Origin of the sequence: Acinetobacter sp. AS23, from assembly GCF_023612055.1 — a bacterium.
Classification (GTDB): domain Bacteria; phylum Pseudomonadota; class Gammaproteobacteria; order Pseudomonadales; family Moraxellaceae; genus Acinetobacter; species Acinetobacter oleivorans.
The window spans coordinates 2,235,939-2,256,316 of the sequence record NZ_CP082274.1 but is presented as its reverse complement, the minus strand read 5'-3'; the positions used below and the strand labels follow the sequence as shown (position 1 = coordinate 2,256,316).

The following is a 20,378-nucleotide window of genomic DNA, read 5'->3' as shown; positions in this document are numbered from 1 at the left end:
CAATGATTTATACGCTTTCTTTGTAGAGTTTATCTGCTTCTTCAAAGCGTCCAGTTACAGTCGTATTTGGCGCTTTAGTTAAAAGACTCACTACAATGATGCTGATAAATGCAAGGATAAAGCCCGGAATGATTTCGTAAACACCTGTGCTTGCGAAAAGATTTTTCCAACCAATAACCACAACTGCACCAACGATCATACCAGCTAATGCACCTTGTAAATTCATACGTTTCCAGAACAATGACAAGATGATAAGCGGACCAAACGCTGCGCCGAAGCCAGCCCATGCATAAGCAACAAGACCAAGAACCTTGCTATCAGGGTTGCCTGCAAGAATAATTGCAAGAACAGCAATAACAAGAACCATGACACGGCCAACCCATACAAGTTCTTTTTGAGATGCATTTTTACGAAGGAAACCTTTGTATAAATCTTCAGTTAAAGCACTTGAACATACTAAAAGTTGACAGCTTAGCGTGCTCATAACAGCAGCTAAAATTGCAGCCAAAATGATACCCACAATCCATGGATTGAATAAAATTTTAGTCAATTCCATAAATACAGTTTCAGGGTTCTTACTTACAACTGCTGCTAATTCAGGATGTTGCTCGAAATAAGCAATACCGAAGAAACCAGCACCGACAGCCCCACCTAAACACAAGATCATCCAAGTCATGCCAATACGACGAGCAGCAGGAATAGATTTTACTGAGTCAGCTGCCATGAAACGTACAAGGATATGTGGTTGACCAAAGTAACCAAGACCCCATGCCATGGAGGATAAAACTGCTACCACACCAAAATCTGAGATGAGATTAAATGCATGCGGGCGTGCAGTTTCAATGAGAGTAACAAAATGAGTTGTGTCCCCGATCGCAAGGTAAGTCACGATTGGTGTCAAAATCAGGGCAAAAATCATCAATCCAGCTTGGAATGTATCAGTCCAGCTAATTGCTAAGAATCCACCGATACAAACATAACTGATGGTTGCAATAGCACTGAGCCAAATAGCTGTGTTGTAAGACATGCCGAATAGATTTTCAAATAAACGGGCACCCGCTACCATGCCTGAAGCACAGTAAATAGCGAAGAAAACCAAGATGATAACGGCAGAGAAAATACGAAGTACTTTTTTCTGGTCATCAAAACGGCTTGTAAAATAATCTGGCAAAGTTAATGCATTGTTTTGAATTTCAGTATGAACGCGTAATCGACCAGCAACCAGTAGCCAGTTAAGCCAAGCACCGATAATAAGACCAATTGCAATCCACGCTTCAGATAGACCAGAAAGATAAATTGCTCCTGGTAAACCCATGAGTAGCCAACCACTCATGTCTGATGCGCCTGCGGATAACGCAGTAACGAAACTGCCTAAACTACGACCACCGAGAATATAATCTGAGAAGTCGCTTGTAGCACGGTAGGCGAATAAGCCAATAAGTACCATTGCTACGATGTACACCATAAACATGATGAGGGTGGGATCAAAATAACTCATGATGGATGTGTGTCCTTATATCCATAATCCGTGATTGTAACCTAATCCAGGTCGCTGTTTTCTTGTACGGCATTCAAGAGGTTGAGATTCAACCACAAAAGATTTTTTTTGCTCTGTTATTTTTATATTGTACTTTTGTATCTTTGTGTAAGTTAAAATAAGTGGGTTTTTTAATAGAAAAATTATAATATTAATCATTAACTTATAATTTTTTAATATTTATTTTTTAAAGATTTTGTGAAGAATAAAAATATTTTTAAAAAAATAACTCTAAATTTAGTTACAACGGGATTAAGTGATAAAGTTTTATTGAGCAAAATTAGAACAATGTTAAAAAATTTTATCTAAAAAATAGTAATTTTTATTCAAATTAAATTTATTTAGTCCTTAAAAATAGCAATTAATTGGTTAAATTTTCAAAAAGTTCATGCATTCCTTGAGTCGCTGACATCTTTAATAATTCGTATTGTTGAGGAACACGTCCATGATCTGCTTGGGGATCTATATAGTAAGCTTTACATTGAGCTGCAATTTCATGCACTAAACCCGCAACCGGATATACGCTTAATGTGGAGCCGATTACAATAAAAATATCTGCACTTTGCACGACTCTAATTGCTTCTTCATAAGCAGGTACAGCTTCACCAAACCAAACAACATGTGGACGAAGGGGATAACCATTTGGACACAGGTCATGTTCTAAATCTAATTTCCAACCGTTAATGTCATAAAACTGAGTTGTAAATTGTGCATTTGGGCCAGAACTCTTTGCTAAACGAATATTTCCATGCAAATGTAAAACTTTGGAACTTCCGGCACGTTCATGTAAATCATCAATGTTTTGAGTAATAACCTGAACGTCAAAATAGTCTTGTAACTTTGCAATATATTGATGAGCTGAATTGGGTTGAGATTCTAAAATATTTTTACGTCGTTCATTGTAAAAGCGTTGAACTAGAGCAGGGTTCTTTTGCCATGCTTCAGGTGTGGCAACTTGTTGGATGTCGTAATTTTCCCATAGACCATTACTGTCACGAAAAGTGCTAATTCCACTTTCGGCACTCATGCCAGCGCCAGAGAATACAACAAGCTTTGTCATAGAAGTCACCGATTCGTAAAACTGAATTTGAATAGATAAAGAAAAACCAGTTTAAGACTAAACTGGTTTTTATTAAATATGAAAAGCTTTAGCTATCTTTTATAAGCCAGCTTCATATTCTGCATTTGTTAAAAGTTTTTCAACATCTGCAATGTTGTCTGGTTTGATTTTATAAATCCAACCTTTACCATATGGATCATCATTTACAAAATCAGGATCATCTTCAAGGTCAGTATTTACTTCTACTACAGTGCCTGAAACAGGAGCATGGATATCAGAAGCAGTTTTTACTGATTCAACCACACCAGCTTGTTCGCCAGCAGTAACTTTACTCCCAACTTCTGGAGTTTCAACGTAAACCAAATCGCCAAGTTCATCTTGTGCATGATCGGTAATCCCTGTAATAACAAGATCACCCTCAATCTTTACCCACTCATGTGTACGTGCATACTTCAGTTCTGAAGGATGATTCATGGTAACTCCTTAAGCTTGTGTCCAATAGTTTTAAAAATTATAAGTATGGGTCTTTACGCCAGTTGCTCGGACTGCGGCCGCTCCAGCGTTTAAAAGCACGGCTAAAATTTGCGACATCCGAATAGCCAAGTTCATCAGCAATTTGTTCAAGACTATAATCTGTACGTGAAAGTAAAGATGTTGCATGTCGATAACGTACTTCATCAACTAACGTTGAAAATGATGTTCCTTCCGCTGCTAATTGACGTTTGAGCGTTCGATCAGACATATGTAGACATTCAGCTACATTTTCGATGCTTAAATAATGTTGTTCAGAATTACTTAAAATATCACGAACTCGCATTGCTAAACGACGGCGTTCACCTAAAGCGGATAGCTCAGCTTCGCACTGATTAATAGCAACTTGACTTGCGATAGGGTCAGCATTAACCAATTTAATTCCTAAATATTTTTTATCAAAACTTGAAATTAAATGAGGTTGGTTAAAGCGAATTGTGCTGCTTAGCTTATTTCTATATTTGTCAAAACCTTCTGGTTCTGGGAAATCTAAATCTACATCACCAGCTAAATCTTCAATACCAGTAATCGCTTTAGCCATGCTCATGATACCAATGGTTAAACCTAAAACGATTTCTGTACGTAAAGGTTCAAGTTCAATATCACACTGTAATTGTAAGGTTGCTTTAGGCCCAAAAGTTGAAAAATATAATTGTAAAAAGGGTAAGCGTAGCTGAATAAAGCGAGCCGCAAGAGCAATTGCTTCAGTAATATCTTTGGCTGTCATAATTGCATAGCCAATGAAGCCATGAATTGAAATACGCATTTGAGTACCAAGATGGTAACCCAACGTAGTTTCGCCAGTTAAATTAAGAGCGTGTTTTACTAGTTCATTTGCTACTGGTGTAGAAATACGATAGTCAGGGTCAGCCAGTTGCTCGCTGGTAAGATGAAATGGAGCAAATAATGTTTCGTCGTTGTATCCCCAACGTGAAACAACATCTAGTAGCAATAAGCCATAGACACCCGGAATACCCTGATCTTGACGAGCTGAGGTAATTTTCATATGCGTTCCATTGCTCTCATCAATTTTTCACATGCATTTCTTACACATCTTGTCATGAAATATAATCTGAGTTTATAAAAACTGTTAGACAATCATATCAACCATTTTTAAACATTTTTTTTAAAGACAACAATTTTTGTTGTTGAAATAAGTAAAACATCCCCGTGTTGATTTAAGGCTTGCGTAACGTAACTAACAATACCACGATCTAATTTTGTTTTGGATGGTGTGATAGCTGAAATTTCAGCTTCAACATGAATTCTGTCACCAGGTCGGGTGGGGCGTGGCCATCGTAGGCTAGATTCGGAACCTATGAGGCCGCCATGAATTGGCATGCATTCTGTCCATAAACGCATAGTGATGGCTGACGTATGCCAACCACTGGCAGCAATCCCCTGAAAAATAGGGTCATGCTTAGCTTGCTCTTCATCTGTGTGAAATGTTTGAGGGTCATAGGAATTTGCAAATTTTTTGATTTCATCTAAGGTGATTTCATATTCACGGCTAATGAAACGATCACCAATTTTCAAATCTTCTAAATAAAGCATTAATCTTGACCCTGTAAAACTTTTTGTTCAAACAGGAAGCCGCCTGTTTGGCGTTTCCATAATTGTGCATATATTCCATTTTGAGCAATTAACTCTTCATGTGTTCCTTGCTCAGCAATTCGACCTTCATCAAGAACAATTAAACGGTCCATTTGTGCAATAGTAGATAATCGGTGTGCAATTGCAATAACAGTTTTATCAACCATCAGGTCATTTAAACTGGATTGAATTGCTGCTTCAACTTCTGAATCTAGTGCACTGGTTGCTTCATCTAAAATGAGAATAGGTGCATCTTTTAAGAATACACGTGCGATAGCAATACGTTGTCTTTGACCACCAGAAAGTTTTACACCACGTTCACCGACTTGGGCGTGGTATCCATTACGACCTTTTAAATCAACCAATTGAGGTATAAATTCGGCTGCTTTTGCTTTATTTACAGCATTCTCCATCTCGGCATCAGATGCATCTGGACGGCCATATTTAATATTTTCAGCCACTGAGCGATGTAATAAAGACGTATCTTGGGTTACTAAGGCAATATTTGCTCTAAGACTATCTTGAGTCACATTTTCAATATTTTGCCCATCAATTAAAATTTCACCGTCTTTAAGATGATAAAAATGTAAAAGTAGTTGGATTAGTGTTGATTTACCTGCACCTGAACGCCCAACAATACCAATCTTTTCGCCTGCTTTAATATGTAAATTGAAGTGATCAATTACATTTTTATTGTTATAAGCAAAACTCACATCTTTGAAAACAATCTCACCTTTGGCAACTTCAAGAGTTTTTGCATCGGCTTTGTCTTGAATATTGATTTTTTTACCTAATGTTTGCATACCATCTTGAATGGTTCCGACATTTTCAAATAACGCGGACATATGCCACATCATAAATTCAGCCATACTATTCAGCTTTAAAATCATGGCAGTAGTCGCGGCAATGACACCTAATGCTGCTAAACCTTGAGTCCATAGCCAAACGGAAGTGCCAATAACGCCAATAAATAAAACAGCTGATAGCATGTTGATACTTATTTCAAAAAGAGTGCCTAAACGCATCTGAGCATAGACTGTTGTCATAAACTCTTTCATTGATGCTTTGGCATATTGGCTCTCACGTCCCGCATGAGCAAACAACTTAACAGTTTGAATATTGGTGTAAGCATCAGTTATGCGGCCGGTCATCACTGCTCTGGCATCAGCTTGTTGCTGCGAAACTTTACTTAAACGAGGAATAAAGAACCATGCACTTAAGAGAAATAAAGCTAACCAAACTAAAAGTGGTATTAACAAAATAGGGGAAATAGCCCCAAGGACAATGCTAACCGTAATAAAGTAAATAGCGACATAAGCCAACATGTCGCCCAAAATAATCCAGAATTCACGGATTGCCAGAGCAGTTTGCATAACTTTTGCGGAAAGCCTTCCAGCAAAGTCGTTATGGAAAAAATCTAAGCTTTGTTTCAATAAAAGATTATGAAACCGCCAACGCAAACGCATTGGAAAAGTACTATATAAAATCTGGTGTTTAATAATAGATTGAATATTTACGAAGAAGATATTGGCAAATAAAACACCAATTAAAAGCAATAGATCAGTTGCATGTTGACTTAAAAAACTTTCAGGATGACTTTTACTTAACCAATCTACGAGTTGTCCAATCTTTGAAAAAAGTAAGGCTTCAAAGCTTGCAGCACCTGCTGTAAAAAGAATAAGTAATAATAAGTAAGGGCGTAAGCCTTCCGTCGCTTGCCAAATAAATGGAAAAAAACGAGTTGGTAAAGGTTCATCCAGACCTTTTGTTGGGTAGGGATCTACAAGTTTTTCAAACCACTTCAGCATGAATTACTACCTTTAAGACAAAAGCCACTTAATTAAATCTTTGCAATTAAATTTACAAGAAAGTCAGTCAGATCAATATCACTTAGTTTTCGATCTTTTGAGTATGTGTAAATACACAGAACTGATTACGTTGTACGTCATTCATTAGTACATGACGTAAAATTTGGATACCTGAAGAAATCTTCAAGAATGTCGCGAGGACTTAAAAAATTATGATTTATTATATCGGGATTAATAGATAAAGTGGTGAAGGAATTTATTCTTTAAGTATTTTTTCTTAATATTTTGAACATTTGTTAAATTAATACTTTTAACCCAAATCAAAAAAGGCCTTTAGATTTGCATCATAAAGGCCCTTGTATGTATTACCACATTAAATCATCAGGAATAACATACGCTGCATAAGGATCTTCTTCATCAGTGGCTTGTTCATTCTTCTCGGCATTATTCATTAAAATGAAACCTTGCATTTTTTGATCGATTTTTTCAGCTAAAGCTTTTGGCAAATAAGCGTATTGATCTTGATCTTTAGCAATGACTAAGCTACCGCTAACAAGTGCATTATATACTTGCTGAGAAATGTATACCTTCTTGATCTTACCCTCATCAATAAATTGATAAACACTATCACCATCAGTATTTGAAATTTTATGATGTTTAATCATTTGAATGATTGATGCTTTGAGGGCTTTTTCCTCAAGTTGTTGTTGTTTTTCTAAGTTTAAAGCCTGATCTTTAGCTAACTTTTCTTGTTGAGCTTTTTCAATATTCGCTTTGATTGCTGGTTCATCACTTTGACCGATACGTTGCTCATGATGAGCTTGTTTTGTTAGTTTTTTTGCTTTTTTATTATCCACTAACCCAGCTTTTAGTAGCTGTGCTTGTAAGGCATTTTTAACCATGACTTAATCCTTATGAGATGTTGAAGGGCTATAGAGATAAACTACCCAGTAAGAAATACTTAAGACTAAGCTTAAAGTTGCTGGCAATAAAAATGCTTGTAACTTTAAATATGGATGTACGAGCGCTGCGAGAATCCCACCAAGCAGAAAACCTGTAAAAATAAGTAAGTGTAAAACAATACGTCGGTTTTCTACTGGTAAGCCTCTGGCTTTATATCCGAGTGCTAAACCAATATCTGTTAAAACTCCAGATAGATGGGTAGTTCGAATAATGGTTCCTTTATAATGGCTTACCATCGCATTTTGTAAGCCCATCGCTGTACAAGCCCATAATAATCCATAGCGTGGAAAATAAGGAAGTAATAGCCAACAAAGAAAAATGAATAAGGCAACGAGACTCAAAGGTAGTCCATAGCGACGACCTAATCGAAAATGGCTGCTGCCTAAAATAAAACCACTATAAAATGAACCGCAAACATAACAAATAATTACCAGAAGCAAGAAAATGATATGTTCTGGCTGCCACTCTACCAAACTCATAGCTAGCATACTAACGTTGCCAGTCATATGTGAAATAGATTGATGTAAAAGGGTAATTAACCCTAATACATTAATCATTCCGGCATTGAATGCCAGTAAAAAGGCTCCGAGCTGGAACCAGTTTGGTAGACGTTGAAATGGCATGTGTTTAAGAAGCTTGTTTAGAGCGAATATCTACAGCTGCGGTAAATAAAACATCCGTAGAAGAGTTAAGCGCTGTTTCTGTAGAGTCTTGCAATACACTAATGATCATACCAATAGCCACGACTTGCATAGCAATTTCAGTTGAAATGCCAAATAGACTGCAAGCTACTGGAATTAGAAGTAAAGAACCACCAGCTACACCAGAAGCACCACATGCTGAAACTGTAGCAACAACTGATAAAATAAGCATTGTTGCAAAATCAACATGAATTCCAAGCGTATGTACAGTTGCTAGCGTAAGTACAGTAATTGTTACTGCTGCACCCGCCATATTAATTGTCGCACCTAATGGAATGGACACACTTGCTGTAGATGGATTAACACCTAAGCGTTCTGCTAAATCTAAGTTAACTGGAATGTTGGCTGCTGAACTTCGTGTGAAAAAAGCAGTAATCCCACTTTCTTTAAGACACTTAAACACAAGAGGGTACGGATTCCCGCGTATGGTAAGTGCAACAAGAATTGGATTAATAACTAAAGCAACAAAGAACATCGTACCCAATAGTACTATTAATAATTGCGCATAACTTTCAAGAGTCGCGAGGCCAGCGTCAGCAAAAGTTACTGCAACCAAACCGAAAATACCAACAGGTGCAAAAGCAATTACTTTATGAATAATAGCGCTGACAGCATGTGCAACATCTTGCATTACTTCTTTTGTGGTATCTGAACTATGGCGCATAGCTAAACCTAAGCCAATTGCCCAAGCTAAAATACCAATAAAGTTTGCTTCACTAATTGCTTGAACAGGGTTCGCAATAAAGCTCAAAAGCAGATTTTTTAAAATATCCGCTAAACTTCCTGGTGCTTGCAAATCATTGTGCGAAACAGTGTTAAGGAACAAAGTACTAGGAAAAGAAAGACTAACAATCACAGCTGTGAAAGCAGCAAGCAACATACCTACTACATATAAAATCAAGATTGGACGTAAATTTGCACTATGACCGACTTGGAAGTTGGCGATAGAGGAAAGTACTAATACAAAAACTAAAATAGGCGCAACAGATTTTAATGCTTTAATAAAAAGCTCACCAAACAAACTTAAATATGGCGTAACGTCTGGAAATAATAATGCAACGCCAATACCTAAAATAATGGCGAAAATAATCTTGGCTACCAAGCTTAATCGAGAAAAGAATTCAAGCATATAAAGACCTTATTAACCTATTCATGGCTAAAGGTTGAACAAGCGAAGTATTTTATACTTAAGTTAAGTGAATCTTAAGCTTTTTTATGCTAACTAGATTTTTTTATAGTGCTTGGTAATATTAAACTATTGTTTTAATTTTATTTATTGTTGAAATTTAACTTTTCTCGTTAATTGTTTTGCTTGTTAATTGTTCGTCAGAAAAAGAGTTATATCAAATAATTATCAAATCGCAGAGAAATGAATAGATGAAATAATAAAGGGGATCAGTGAGACTTTGGAAAAGCTACGCGAATTTTCAAAACTCTGTGCTTGGACTAAACTCTAAGCTTTCAAGCTGAAAAATCGCATATTTCAGGAAATTACTAATATTATTATAAATTTATAGTTTAAAGATATTATTTACTTGCACAGTACAGTTGGTGAAGCGTATTTAAAATTGAATGCATATTGTCGTCCTTAATAGAATAAAAAATTTGCTTACCATCACGACGAGTTGATACAACGTCACTTTTACGTAGCATCATAAGTTGTTGTGAAAGAGTGGGCTGTGTAATTTGGGTCTTCTCTTCAATTTGTGAGACATTTAGCTCTTCATAAGCTAAATGACATAAAATTAATAAACGATCTGTATTCGCCAAAGATTTGAGAATTCCAACGACTGAATCAGCCGCATTTTTCATTTCTTCAATTTGGAGTCCATCTTTCATACTTTATACCTATATCAATATAGCGGGCATAGTATAGATTGATCTTGCACAAATGAATGTAGCAAAACTAATCAATCCAATTGTTTTTGTTGAAAAGCAATATAAGGGGAACTGATAAATAAGTAGTATTTTTAATTAAAAACAGTTGTTTGTAGTTCTTTTGTGTCTAAAGTGTTGCATTGTGTTATAAGTTTAATTGTTAAGTATAAGTGAATTGAAGCTAATATGAAATAACTGCTATTCCACTCTGATAAATAGTTAAATCTAATTTATCTTTAAATGAATCATAAAAAATGATTGAGTTTTTATTTTTTAAATATATAATCTGTTTTGTACAGACAGGTCTGTATATTTTGGTTCGGTAGGGTCGAAAAAAACGTCTAATTTTGAACCAAAATGACTTTCAGACGCAGCGTGATAGATAAGAAGAACATTAATATAAGAAGAAGAACATCACGCTTTATTTTTAAGCGGCTCTTTCAAAGTCGATTAACTTTTCAACTCGATTCCAATAATCATAAATTTTTATTGAACCATGTTCGACCTGAGCTTGAATGGTCATACCTTCCAATATATTAACGAGTAGTAAAGATAAAGGACCAGGTTCTTTTACATCATATTGATTAAGAAGATTTTGCATAAGTTGAGTCAACCAAGCTTTATACAACGTAGCAGGTTGGTGTGTTGACGGATACTGTTTTAAAACTTCTTCCAAAGCTTTTTGAAACATACAGCCATTAAAATCTTCACTATTAAACCAGTCGGAATACCATAAGAATACTGCTTTAATTCTCGCGAGAGGGTCTAACTCATCATGTTGTGATAAGGCTGAAGTCAGAGAGTTTTGTAAAAGCGTATTCCGTAGAAGTAGGCATTCTTCAATTAATTTTTCTTTTGATGGAAAATGCTTATAGAAAGTCATTTTTGCAACGCCAGATTCATTAATGATGCGATCTACCCCTATAGAATTATAGCTATACGAGTTAAAAAGTCTTAATGCGGTGTTAATAATGTCATCTTTTTTCGACATATTTTTTTAGCCTCTCACAAATGAATTGCTATTCGCTTGAACTGTGATCTGTATTAATGAGAATCTGGATCTTTAATTTTACAAGGTATTGTTTGTTATTGATAGAAAAAAGATATTATTTTTTTAAATGGTATCGTTTAAATTTTAAGGAAAAAGTAAGTAAGAGGTATGCTATTTCTTTAATAATAAGGTTTTCTATTTTTAATTTTGATTTCAAAATTTCTTACGCTTAATAACTTTGATTACGCGCTATTTAAGGATTTGCAGGTAAATTTAAGGGGCAATAATCGAGTTTATTTTGAGGTAGGGTGTTAATTTAAAAAGTAGACTTTTCCACGTTCATGTAAAAGTCTACTTTTATTAAGATGTTTACTCTGCAGGAGGTAAAAGCATCAGAATAGATTCATTTAACAAGTGAGCAACATTTTCTAATGTTTCATCATCATTAAATTGGCTATCGAAAGCTAGACTTTCTCCATTAGCTATTCCTTTTAACTTTTGCTCAAAGGACTCAGCTATAAATAGCGCTTCACCATTGCCCCAAAAGTTTAGGGTTCCGTTTTTTTCTGTATAGAGTAGGCGAGAGGCAGGCTCTAAAAGAACTTCGTAACCTTCGTGTAAAATTTCCTTCAAGTCATCGGCTTCGATTTCATCAGCCTCTGGAATATTATCCGGATATTTAGGTTCACTCATATAAGACATGATAGCGGCATCAAGTGCTGCCGAATCTTGTAATTGAGCTAATACTAAGTCTTTTAGGTGGCTAAGTTCAGAGGTATTAATTTCACCGATTTGACTTATCTGTTGGCGCGCGATGTCGACAACAGGATTTTGCAATAAACTATTAGCTGAAAATTGATCACTAATACGTTCCATCATCCCTGCAACGTTTGGCATGCGAAAGCCAAATGAGAACGTTAGGCACTCATCTTCAGCAACGCCATAATGTGCCATTCCAGGTGGAACATATAGCAAATCACCAGGTGCCAAAATTTCATCAAATTGTACATCTATTTCTGGCAAGAGTTTTAATGGTTGATTCGGTACAAAGGCAGTATTTGCATCGCACATTTGTCCTAACTGCCAGCGACGATGTCCATGACCTTGAACTAGAAACACATCATAAAAATCAAAATGCTTTCCTACTGAACCACCTTTAGGAGCGTAAGAGACCATAATGTCGTCGCGGCGCCATTGAGGAATAAATGGAAATTTTTTCCAAAGTTCAGACAAATCAAATGAATAATGATCTACAGCTTGTACTAAAAGCGTCCATAGTTTTGGTAGCTTTTGAAAATCACCCTTGGTTAAAGGTGAAGACTTGACATGCCATTCATTTGGATTTTTATCTTTTTGGCGAATGAGTCGGGCACTCGCATGTTCTTCCAAAGCAAGTTCTTGCACATCTTCGGGCTCTAAAAGACCGACAATTTCTGGCAACCCGTTACGTACCAGTAAAGGTTTTTTCTGCCAATATTCTGCTAAAAATTGTTCGGCAGTAATACCGCCTAAAACTGCTAAAGGTTCTGTCATGGAAATAACCTATTTATAAAAACATCTAAAATTAAGGAATTTGTAGACCAAGCTGCCTTAAAATATGGCAAAGTTGAATCATGGGTAAACCCATAAGTGTCGTCTGATCTAGGCCAGTCATTTTTTCGAACAAACTAATTCCTAAACTTTCACACTTAAAGCTACCAGCACAATGGAGTGGTTGATCTAATGCAATATATCGTTCAATTTCAGCTTGAGTTAGGGTTCGGAATTTAACTTGATAATGTTCAACAAGCGTTTGCTCAAAACTCCCATCAAGCCATTGCACACTGAGTGCCGTACTAAAGAAGACAGTTCGACCTGAGTTTTCTGCTAACTGTATTTTGGCATTTTCAGTGGTCATTGGTTTACCAATGAAGTCGTTAGGAGCGTGTTCTCGCCATGCGACTTGATCGGAACCAATAATAATTGCATGTGGGTTTTGTGCAGCAATCACTTGAGCTTTTGTGAAAGCTAGCCTTTTCGCAAGTTCATCGGCATGGGTTTCACTGCGAGGGCTCTCATCAATATCAGGACTCACACAGATATAGCTAATCCCTAGGCGATCCATTAAAGCTTTACGGGTTTGACTGCTTGATGCCAAAATAATTTGTGGCTGAACCATTACACTGCAAATTCCATTAAAACATCTAAAGGCACATAGCTTAATACAGCTTGGTGACATGCATGTATTTTGATAGGAGGTGCTTGACCTGCTTGATATGCTTCAACCCAACGGGTTACACAGATACACCAGAAATCACCGGGTTTTAGACCAGGGAAATCTACTTCTGGTAACGGGGTAATAAGATCATTACCTATTTTTTGTGAAAAATTTAAGAAATCAGAGGTCATTTGCGCACATACGGTATGCTGACCAAGGTCTGTTACTGCCGTGTGGCAGAAGCCATTTCTAAAATAGCCAGTAATAGGGTCGAAACAACAACTTGCTAAAGGTTCCCCTAAAACATTTAAACGATTGATTTGTGGATCTGGATGAATAGACATAATGGATGAAATATCAAATGACTATCTCTATCATAATCAAAACTCAGGCTTTCTACAGCTTTTATGCAAAAAAACTAACCTTTTTTGATGTAATCATTTAAAATTGGCGCGTTTTTAAAATCATAAAGAGAGCTTTACATGAATTTTCAGCGTATGACTGACCTTAACTTAACAGGTAAACGTGTCCTTATTCGTGAAGATTTAAACGTTCCTGTCAAAAATGGTGTGATTACTAGTGATGCTCGCTTACGTGCAGCATTACCAACTATCAAGGGTGCTTTAGAAAAAGGCGCAGCAGTGATGGTGTTTTCACATCTAGGTCGTCCTGTTGAAGGTGAACCAAAGCCGGAACAATCACTTGCACCAGTCGCTGCTTATTTAACAGAAGTATTGGGTCAAGAAGTTAAATTGTTAACAGATTACCTAGATGGCGTAGAGGTTGAAGCTGGTCAAGTTGTATTGCTTGAGAATGTACGTTTTAACCATGGCGAAAAGAAAAATAATCCAGAGCTTGCACAAAAATATGCTGCATTATGCGATGTATTTGTAATGGATGCATTTGGTACTGCTCATCGTGCTGAAGCGTCTACTGAAGGTGTTGCTCGCTTTGCTCCAGTTGCAGCAGCTGGCCCTTTATTGGCAGCTGAGTTAGATGCACTAGGCCGTGCAATGCAAACTCCTGAAAAACCAATGGTTGCAATTGTTGCAGGTTCTAAAGTTTCAACTAAACTTGATGTTCTAAACTCACTTTCTAGTATTTGTGATCAACTTATCGTTGGTGGTGGTATTGCAAATACATTCTTGGCAGCTGCTGGTTTCAATGTTGGTAAGTCACTATACGAAGCTGACTTGGTTGAAACTGCAAAACAAATTGCAGCTAAAGTAAGTGTTCCACTTCCTACAGATGTGGTAGTTGCGGATGCTTCGCAAATTAACTTTGAAGATTTCTTGGGTTCTTTAGCAGCAGCGCAAGCAGTTGTGAAGAAAGTAGAAGATGTAACATCAAATGACATGATTTTAGATGTTGGTCCGGAAACAGCTAAAGCATTTGCAAATATTTTAACAACATCAAAAACGATTCTTTGGAATGGTCCTGTAGGCGTATTTGAAGTTGATCAGTTTGGTGAAGGTACGAAAGCGCTTTCGCTTGCTGTTGCTGAATCTGCTGGTTTCTCTATTGCTGGTGGCGGAGATACTTTAGCTGCGATTGATAAATATAACGTTGCTGATCAAATTGGTTATATTTCTACAGGTGGCGGTGCCTTCCTTGAGTTTGTTGAAGGAAAGACTTTGCCAGCAGTTGCGGTTCTACTTGAGCGCGCTTAATACTGTTATCTAAAAAGAAGGAGGGATTGGGTTGCCAATCCCTTTTTTCATGGATAGGTCATTAAACTGTCATATATCTGCAATAAAATAGCGAGCATTAAATCACCAACTGTGGACAATAGTGATGAATTTAAAGCTTACATTTGCTGCTGTGTTAATTGTACCGATGATGTTGACTGCTTGTGCTAAGAAAGATGAAGCATCTCAGGCTGGGCAAGAATCGGCAGCTTCTACTGCTGTTTCTGAAAAAGTAACGCCTGAGCAACAAGCAGCAATTGATGCGATTGATAAGCCAGTTTTAGATGAAAAGAATACTGATGTGGTTGAAGGTAGTGCATCAAGTGAGGCTGCTGCTTCAGAAACACATTAATTTGTTGTTTTTTGTTAAAAAATCCCTGCATATGCGGGGATTTTTTTTGAAATACTGTGATTTGTTGCTGAATTGAAATAAATGAAAGGGTAGAATAACCCGCACTACCTGGGAGGATATTATGGCACTCATTTCAATGCGCCAGCTCTTGGATCACGCTGCTGAACATAACTACGGCGTACCAGCATTTAACGTAAATAACTTAGAACAAATGCGCGCAATCATGCTTGCTGCGGATGCAACCAATTCACCTGTAATTGTTCAAGCATCAGCTGGAGCTCGCAAATATGCAGGCGCTCCATTCTTACGCCATCTTATTTTGGCTGCAATTGAAGAATGGCCACATATTCCAGTGGTAATGCACCAAGATCATGGTACAAGCCCTGATATCTGTCAGCGTTCAATTCAGCTTGGCTTTAGTTCTGTAATGATGGACGGTTCATTAGGTGTAGACGGTAAAACACCTACATCTTACGAATACAACGTTGATGTAACTCGTAATGTTGTTGCTTTAGCACACGCATGTGGTGTTTCTGTCGAAGGTGAGATTGGCTGTTTAGGTAGCCTTGAAACTGGTATGGCTGGTGAAGAAGATGGTGTTGGCGCAGAAGGTGTGCTAGACCACTCACAACTTTTAACTTCTGTTGAAGAAGCGACTCAGTTCGTTGCTGATACAAATGTTGATGCACTAGCAATTGCAGTTGGTACTTCACACGGTGCGTATAAATTTACGCGTCCACCTACAGGCGATATCTTGGCAATTGACCGCATTAAAGAAATTCATGCGGCATTACCAAATACTCACCTTGTAATGCATGGTTCGAGTTCTGTTCCGCAAGAATGGTTAAAGGTAATCAATGAGTTTGGCGGTAATATTGGCGAAACTTATGGCGTACCTGTTGAGCAGCTTGTAGAAGCAATCAAACACGGTGTACGTAAAATCAACATTGATACTGATTTACGTTTAGCTTCAACTGGTGCGATTCGTCAATTTTTGGCAGAGAATCCATCTGAGTTTGATCCACGCAAATATTTTGCTAAAACAGTTGATACAATGAAGCAAATTTGTATCGATCGTTATGAAGCATTTGGTACAGCTGGAAATGCTGACAAGATTCGTCCAATTTCTTTAGAGAAAATGGTTGATCGTTATAAATAATTCCCGTTAGGGTTTAATTTAAAAAACCGGTTATTTATAACCGGTTTTTTTTAAGTGAATTTTATTCATAAAAAAACCTGCGATGAACGCAGGTTTTAATGAAGACAAAAGACTTACTTTTGTAAGTTCTTTTTGTCTAGACTTGGATCTTTAATTTCTACATAAGCATTCGCACGCACTTCACGCAACCAGCTGTCGATTTCAGTATTAAATTGACGTTCACCTAAAATTTGACGTGCCATACGCTCTTGATATTCATGAGTCATATCTTTTTCACGTTTTTCAGTTACTTGTAAAATGTGCCAACCGAATTGAGTTTGGAATGGTTCGCTGATTTCACCGACAGGAATTTCCTGCATTTTTTTGTCAAATTCAGGCACCATCATGCCAGGCGTCACCCAGCCTAAACTGCCGCCATCACGCGCTGACCCTGTATCATTTGAATAGGTCGCTGCAAGAGTTGCAAAATCATCGCCAGCTTTTAAGCGCTTATAGATGTTGTCAATAATTTGCTTGGCATTATCAAGGCTAACCACTTCAGACGGTTGAATAAGAATATGGCGAGTTTGATATTGAGGTACTAAAGCTTTTTGCTCATTTTGTTTACGTTCAATAAGCTTTAAAACATGTACACCATCACGTACTGAAATTAAGTCGGTTGTTTGACCTTCTTGTAATGGGGTAATACGGGCTGCAAGCTCGGCAGGAATATCTGAAAGTGGGCGGAATCCCATGTCAGCCCCATCAACTTTTGCATTTGCAGTTGAAAGCTTTTTCAATGCGTTTATATCATTACTTTGTGCAAGCTTCGAACGTACTTCTTGAGCTACAGATTGAACTTCCTGCGGATTATCACCAGTAATACGCATATGAATTACGTGTGCTTGGTTGCCTAAAGCAGCTTGTCCCTGAGGTGATTTCAAGAAGTTTTCTACGTCTTGGTCACTAATTTTAATACGGGACATGACTTGTTGTTGGCGCAAACGGCTAATCGCTAAATCCTCAGCGATTCGGCCACGTAAACTTTCATAAGTTCCTGGTGCCATAGCATCCAACTTTTGCTGGAAAGCTTCTAAACTTTTACTTCCAGATTGACTTGCTACTTTTAAGACTGCTTCATTTAAGCTTTTTTCATCAGGTTTGATGCCATATTTTTTAACTTGTTCAAGTTGTGCCTCACGCAAGATGAGTTGATCTAACACCTGAAATTGTAAATATTGCTGAGGTGGAACCTCTTTTTTTTGTGCTTGTAGTTCGTGAGCGGCTTCAGCCATTCCTTGTTGAAGATCACTTTTTAAAATTACGCTATTGTCCACAATTGCCACAACTTCATCAGCGGGTTGGGCAAAACTATGCATTGATGAAGAGATTAGGGCAGCAAGGGTAGTTGCTTTAAAAAACTGTTTAAGATGCTTTGTCTTCATTAACGTTGTGTCCAAGATTGATTAATTTTGTTAAAACCTAAAACGCGATTTTCAAGTAAAGACGCGAGTTTATTGTTTAAACCACCTAAACCTTTTAGCGTAATTTCGGCCATAATGGCACGTTTTTCACTAACATCTGGAGATTTTGGATCATCTAGATCGTTATAGTATGAGCGACCATAGACAGAAATGCCCCAGCAACATGACTCATAGTTAACCCCTAGTAATATCTCGCGGGCAACATCATTGTCCATGTCATATTGTACGTGGCCCATAATACGCCAATTATCTTTAACTGGTTGTATAAACGATGCAACAACCTGATCGTAAGTATCTTGACGTCCTGCAATGTCTTTACGGTAGAAATAGCCTAAGTTATATAGGTTTCCTTTATCTCCAGTATAATAAACTTGGAAATCACGCTGAGCATTGTCACCATTAGACATCCATGCTGAGTTGGCAGCAATGGTGAAGTTTTGGTTTAACTGGCTTGTTAAACTTACAACTGGACCAGTGTTACTTTCAGTATCAATCTCATCTTGTTGCTTTAATGTCACACGACGATCTTCAAAATAATAACTTTGACCAACACTTGCACGTAAACGCTCTAAGCCGACTGTGTCAAAAAGGCTATAGCTTACGCCAAGTGATAGAAAGTTGTTGTCTTCAAGACGGTCATGTCCGTAGAAGCGGTAAGGGTTAAATAATTGATCGTAACTTACTGATGCTGAAGTTGAGTCAAAATTTGGATAGTTGTCTTGGTTTTTGTATGGAGCATATGCATAAAACGCACGAGGGGTAAGTGTTTGTAGGTACTTGCCCTCACGTTCAAAATTCAGTCCAGTATCCAATGTGAATTGAGGTACAACGACTGATTTATTTTCAGAACCGCCATCCAGACCTTGAGATGCGATACTGTCCTTATCGTAGAATGTTTGAATAGAACGTACTGAAACTTCAGGGATTACAAATGCAGCTGGTGTGCGGTAGTTGTAGCGTGTTGCAAACTGGTTGTAGATACGTGTACCGCTACTTTCCTGAGCAGAATCATCATTAATTGATTTCTTGAAGTATGCAGTATCGTTATTAAATTCGTATTGTAAACCTAATGGATTACCCGTGACATAATTTAATAAGAATTGTGGCAAGCGTGCATAAGGCTTATCAACATCGGCAATGTCAGGATCAAGTGTCTGGAAATCTTCGACTTTAAGCTGAGCTTTTAAACCCGGAATACCGTGTTGATAGTTAAGTTCCCATGCTCTGCGTAAGTTTAGGTCTGTTTTAGAGTTAGGGCTGCTATCTAAATCTGAGAAATAGTCTTTATCTGAAGCATAGTTGTACTCTAGATTGGTCGACCATTGATCGTTGATATTCCAGTTATGTAAGAAATGGAAATCTTTACGATCTTTATCATCATATTCTTTGTCAGATGGCAACATGCCACCCCATATTTCACCCGCACCAAAGCCATCGGTTAAATATCTAAAGTCACCTTTTAACATTGCACCGCGGTCTGCTAAATAGCGCGGAGTAAGTGTCAGATCATAGTTAGGTGCAAGGTTTAAATAAACCGGAACAGAAAGCTCAACACCACCATCGTTTGAGAAACCAAACTGTGGATTAAGAATACCTGTAGTTCGGCGATCATCAATTGGGAAGTTAAAGTAGGGAATTGCTAGAACTGGAACATCTTTAACATATAGTTTTGTTCCGTGGGTTGTACCACGTCCAGTTTCCTGATTTAACTCAATTTTATTTGCTTGAATTTTCCAACCAGGTTTTTGACCCGGTGGACAAGTCGAGTAGGTCGCATCGTTAAGAACCATCACATTTGGTGATGTTCTTTCGATTTTCCCTGCGTGACCATGAGCATGTTGCTGTTCAGAAATATAAAAACTATTTTCTAAATTACCAGTCTGGTTTTTTAGGTTGTAATTAATTTCGTCACTCTGTGAAAGCAACCCACCTTGAGCGAGTTGTACTCGGCCTTGTGCGTGTGCAAAGGTTTGGGTCTTATCAATCGTAACCTTATCAGCACGAACTGTGCGTCCTTCCTGATCAATAACGACATCGCCTTCTAAAACCGAGTCGCCGGCAGGATTATAATGTCCATAATTAGCCGTAACGACAGAAGTCGTCTTATCGGCATCTACGGCTTTGGTCTGTGGGTTAATCGGTGTAACCCAAGTACCTTGGCAAAATGCCGAGCTTAAATATTTATTGTCACGAAGCTGGGCCTCAGGTGCAGATTTATCAACATAGTACTGTTGAAAGAATTCTTGACCCGGGTAGGCTTCTTTGATGCTCGCTTTAAGTTGATTATTGTCTATATTGGAGACAACATCAGCTGACTCAGCATAACTTGATTGTATGGAGCCACATAAGAGCGTAAAAATAGCTGTCGCTAAAGGATTAAATTTAAACTGATGCTTCATTGTCTCATTAACCAAGTATGCTAATTCACAATTAATTATTGTCGCATCATAGAGAAAA

At 37.5% G+C, this 20,378-nt stretch carries 19 protein-coding genes; 3 read left to right on the top strand and 16 right to left on the bottom strand.

What is annotated here, in order from left to right; translation table 11 throughout:
- Nucleotides 1–7: 7 nt before the first annotated feature.
- The 14 genes from putP to K6I41_RS10470 all read right to left on the bottom strand — a co-directional run bounded on the left by putP (nucleotide 8) and on the right by K6I41_RS10470 (nucleotide 13,603).
- On the bottom strand, nucleotides 8–1,498 hold the full coding sequence (gene putP, locus K6I41_RS10535; RefSeq protein WP_005304658.1) for a sodium/proline symporter PutP: 1,491 nt from the start codon (nucleotides 1,496–1,498) through the stop codon (nucleotides 8–10).
- A 400-nt stretch (nucleotides 1,499–1,898) separates the two neighbouring features.
- Nucleotides 1,899–2,606 (bottom strand): SIR2 family NAD-dependent protein deacylase, encoded by a 708-nt coding sequence (locus tag K6I41_RS10530; protein ID WP_199942183.1) that lies wholly within the window; start codon nucleotides 2,604–2,606, stop codon nucleotides 1,899–1,901.
- A gap of 90 nt (nucleotides 2,607–2,696) precedes the next feature.
- Nucleotides 2,697–3,071 (bottom strand): glycine cleavage system protein GcvH, encoded by a 375-nt coding sequence (gene gcvH, locus K6I41_RS10525; protein ID WP_005069578.1) that lies wholly within the window; start codon nucleotides 3,069–3,071, stop codon nucleotides 2,697–2,699.
- A gap of 37 nt (nucleotides 3,072–3,108) precedes the next feature.
- On the bottom strand, nucleotides 3,109–4,134 hold the full coding sequence (locus tag K6I41_RS10520) for an AraC family transcriptional regulator (RefSeq protein ID WP_004792780.1): 1,026 nt from the start codon (nucleotides 4,132–4,134) through the stop codon (nucleotides 3,109–3,111).
- Nucleotides 4,135–4,241: 107 nt separating this feature from the next.
- Nucleotides 4,242–4,682, bottom strand: a complete 441-nt coding sequence (locus K6I41_RS10515; RefSeq protein ID WP_004792778.1) for a MaoC family dehydratase — start codon at nucleotides 4,680–4,682, stop codon at nucleotides 4,242–4,244.
- Nucleotides 4,682–6,529: an ABC transporter ATP-binding protein gene (locus K6I41_RS10510; protein ID WP_013198100.1), complete on the bottom strand. Its 1,848-nt coding sequence runs from the start codon at nucleotides 6,527–6,529 to the stop codon at nucleotides 4,682–4,684. Before K6I41_RS10510 ends, K6I41_RS10515 begins: the two co-directional genes overlap by 1 nt.
- Before the next feature lie 365 nt (nucleotides 6,530–6,894).
- A complete protein-coding gene (locus K6I41_RS10505; RefSeq protein ID WP_005304667.1) occupies nucleotides 6,895–7,431 on the bottom strand; it encodes a DUF2058 domain-containing protein in 537 nt (178 codons plus the stop codon).
- A 3-nt stretch (nucleotides 7,432–7,434) separates the two neighbouring features.
- Nucleotides 7,435–8,115: a YoaK family protein gene (locus K6I41_RS10500; protein ID WP_151768069.1), complete on the bottom strand. Its 681-nt coding sequence runs from the start codon at nucleotides 8,113–8,115 to the stop codon at nucleotides 7,435–7,437.
- Between the two features lie 4 nt (nucleotides 8,116–8,119).
- Nucleotides 8,120–9,322: a serine/threonine transporter SstT gene (gene sstT / locus K6I41_RS10495; RefSeq protein ID WP_049836509.1), complete on the bottom strand. Its 1,203-nt coding sequence runs from the start codon at nucleotides 9,320–9,322 to the stop codon at nucleotides 8,120–8,122.
- Between the two features lie 398 nt (nucleotides 9,323–9,720).
- A complete protein-coding gene (locus tag K6I41_RS10490) occupies nucleotides 9,721–10,032 on the bottom strand; it encodes an ArsR/SmtB family transcription factor (protein WP_002121379.1) in 312 nt (103 codons plus the stop codon).
- A gap of 466 nt (nucleotides 10,033–10,498) precedes the next feature.
- The gene (locus tag K6I41_RS10485; RefSeq protein ID WP_004792769.1) at nucleotides 10,499–11,062 is read right to left on the bottom strand and encodes a TetR/AcrR family transcriptional regulator; all 564 of its coding nucleotides are present in this window, start codon (nucleotides 11,060–11,062) and stop codon (nucleotides 10,499–10,501) included.
- Between the two features lie 369 nt (nucleotides 11,063–11,431).
- The gene (locus K6I41_RS10480; protein ID WP_250374253.1) at nucleotides 11,432–12,595 is read right to left on the bottom strand and encodes a ribosomal protein uL16 3-hydroxylase; all 1,164 of its coding nucleotides are present in this window, start codon (nucleotides 12,593–12,595) and stop codon (nucleotides 11,432–11,434) included.
- Nucleotides 12,596–12,626: 31 nt separating this feature from the next.
- On the bottom strand, nucleotides 12,627–13,220 hold the full coding sequence (locus tag K6I41_RS10475) for a Maf family protein (RefSeq protein WP_151768066.1): 594 nt from the start codon (nucleotides 13,218–13,220) through the stop codon (nucleotides 12,627–12,629).
- Nucleotides 13,220–13,603 (bottom strand): DUF2237 family protein, encoded by a 384-nt coding sequence (locus tag K6I41_RS10470; protein WP_003651438.1) that lies wholly within the window; start codon nucleotides 13,601–13,603, stop codon nucleotides 13,220–13,222. Before K6I41_RS10470 ends, K6I41_RS10475 begins: the two co-directional genes overlap by 1 nt.
- A gap of 138 nt (nucleotides 13,604–13,741) precedes the next feature.
- Between K6I41_RS10470 and K6I41_RS10465 the strand changes: the two genes are divergently transcribed.
- The 3 genes from K6I41_RS10465 (at nucleotide 13,742) to fba (ending at nucleotide 16,458) form a co-directional block, all read left to right on the top strand.
- Nucleotides 13,742–14,929: a phosphoglycerate kinase gene (locus K6I41_RS10465; RefSeq protein ID WP_151768065.1), complete on the top strand. Its 1,188-nt coding sequence runs from the start codon at nucleotides 13,742–13,744 to the stop codon at nucleotides 14,927–14,929.
- A 124-nt stretch (nucleotides 14,930–15,053) separates the two neighbouring features.
- Nucleotides 15,054–15,299 carry a hypothetical protein gene (locus K6I41_RS10460; RefSeq protein ID WP_013198094.1) on the top strand — a complete coding sequence of 82 codons (246 nt, stop codon included), beginning with the start codon at nucleotides 15,054–15,056 and terminating at the stop codon, nucleotides 15,297–15,299.
- Nucleotides 15,300–15,420: 121 nt separating this feature from the next.
- On the top strand, nucleotides 15,421–16,458 hold the full coding sequence (gene fba, locus K6I41_RS10455) for a class II fructose-bisphosphate aldolase (RefSeq protein WP_005304678.1): 1,038 nt from the start codon (nucleotides 15,421–15,423) through the stop codon (nucleotides 16,456–16,458).
- Nucleotides 16,459–16,571: 113 nt separating this feature from the next.
- On the opposite strand, the gene K6I41_RS10450 is transcribed toward fba, so the two are convergent.
- Together K6I41_RS10450 and K6I41_RS10445 are read right to left on the bottom strand one after the other, a co-directional pair.
- The gene (locus K6I41_RS10450; protein ID WP_049836512.1) at nucleotides 16,572–17,882 is read right to left on the bottom strand and encodes a peptidylprolyl isomerase; all 1,311 of its coding nucleotides are present in this window, start codon (nucleotides 17,880–17,882) and stop codon (nucleotides 16,572–16,574) included.
- Nucleotides 17,882–20,320, bottom strand: coding sequence for an LPS-assembly protein LptD (locus K6I41_RS10445; protein WP_013198092.1), 2,439 nt, complete (start codon nucleotides 20,318–20,320; stop codon nucleotides 17,882–17,884). Before K6I41_RS10445 ends, K6I41_RS10450 begins: the two co-directional genes overlap by 1 nt.
- Nucleotides 20,321–20,378: the final 58 nt, after the last annotated feature.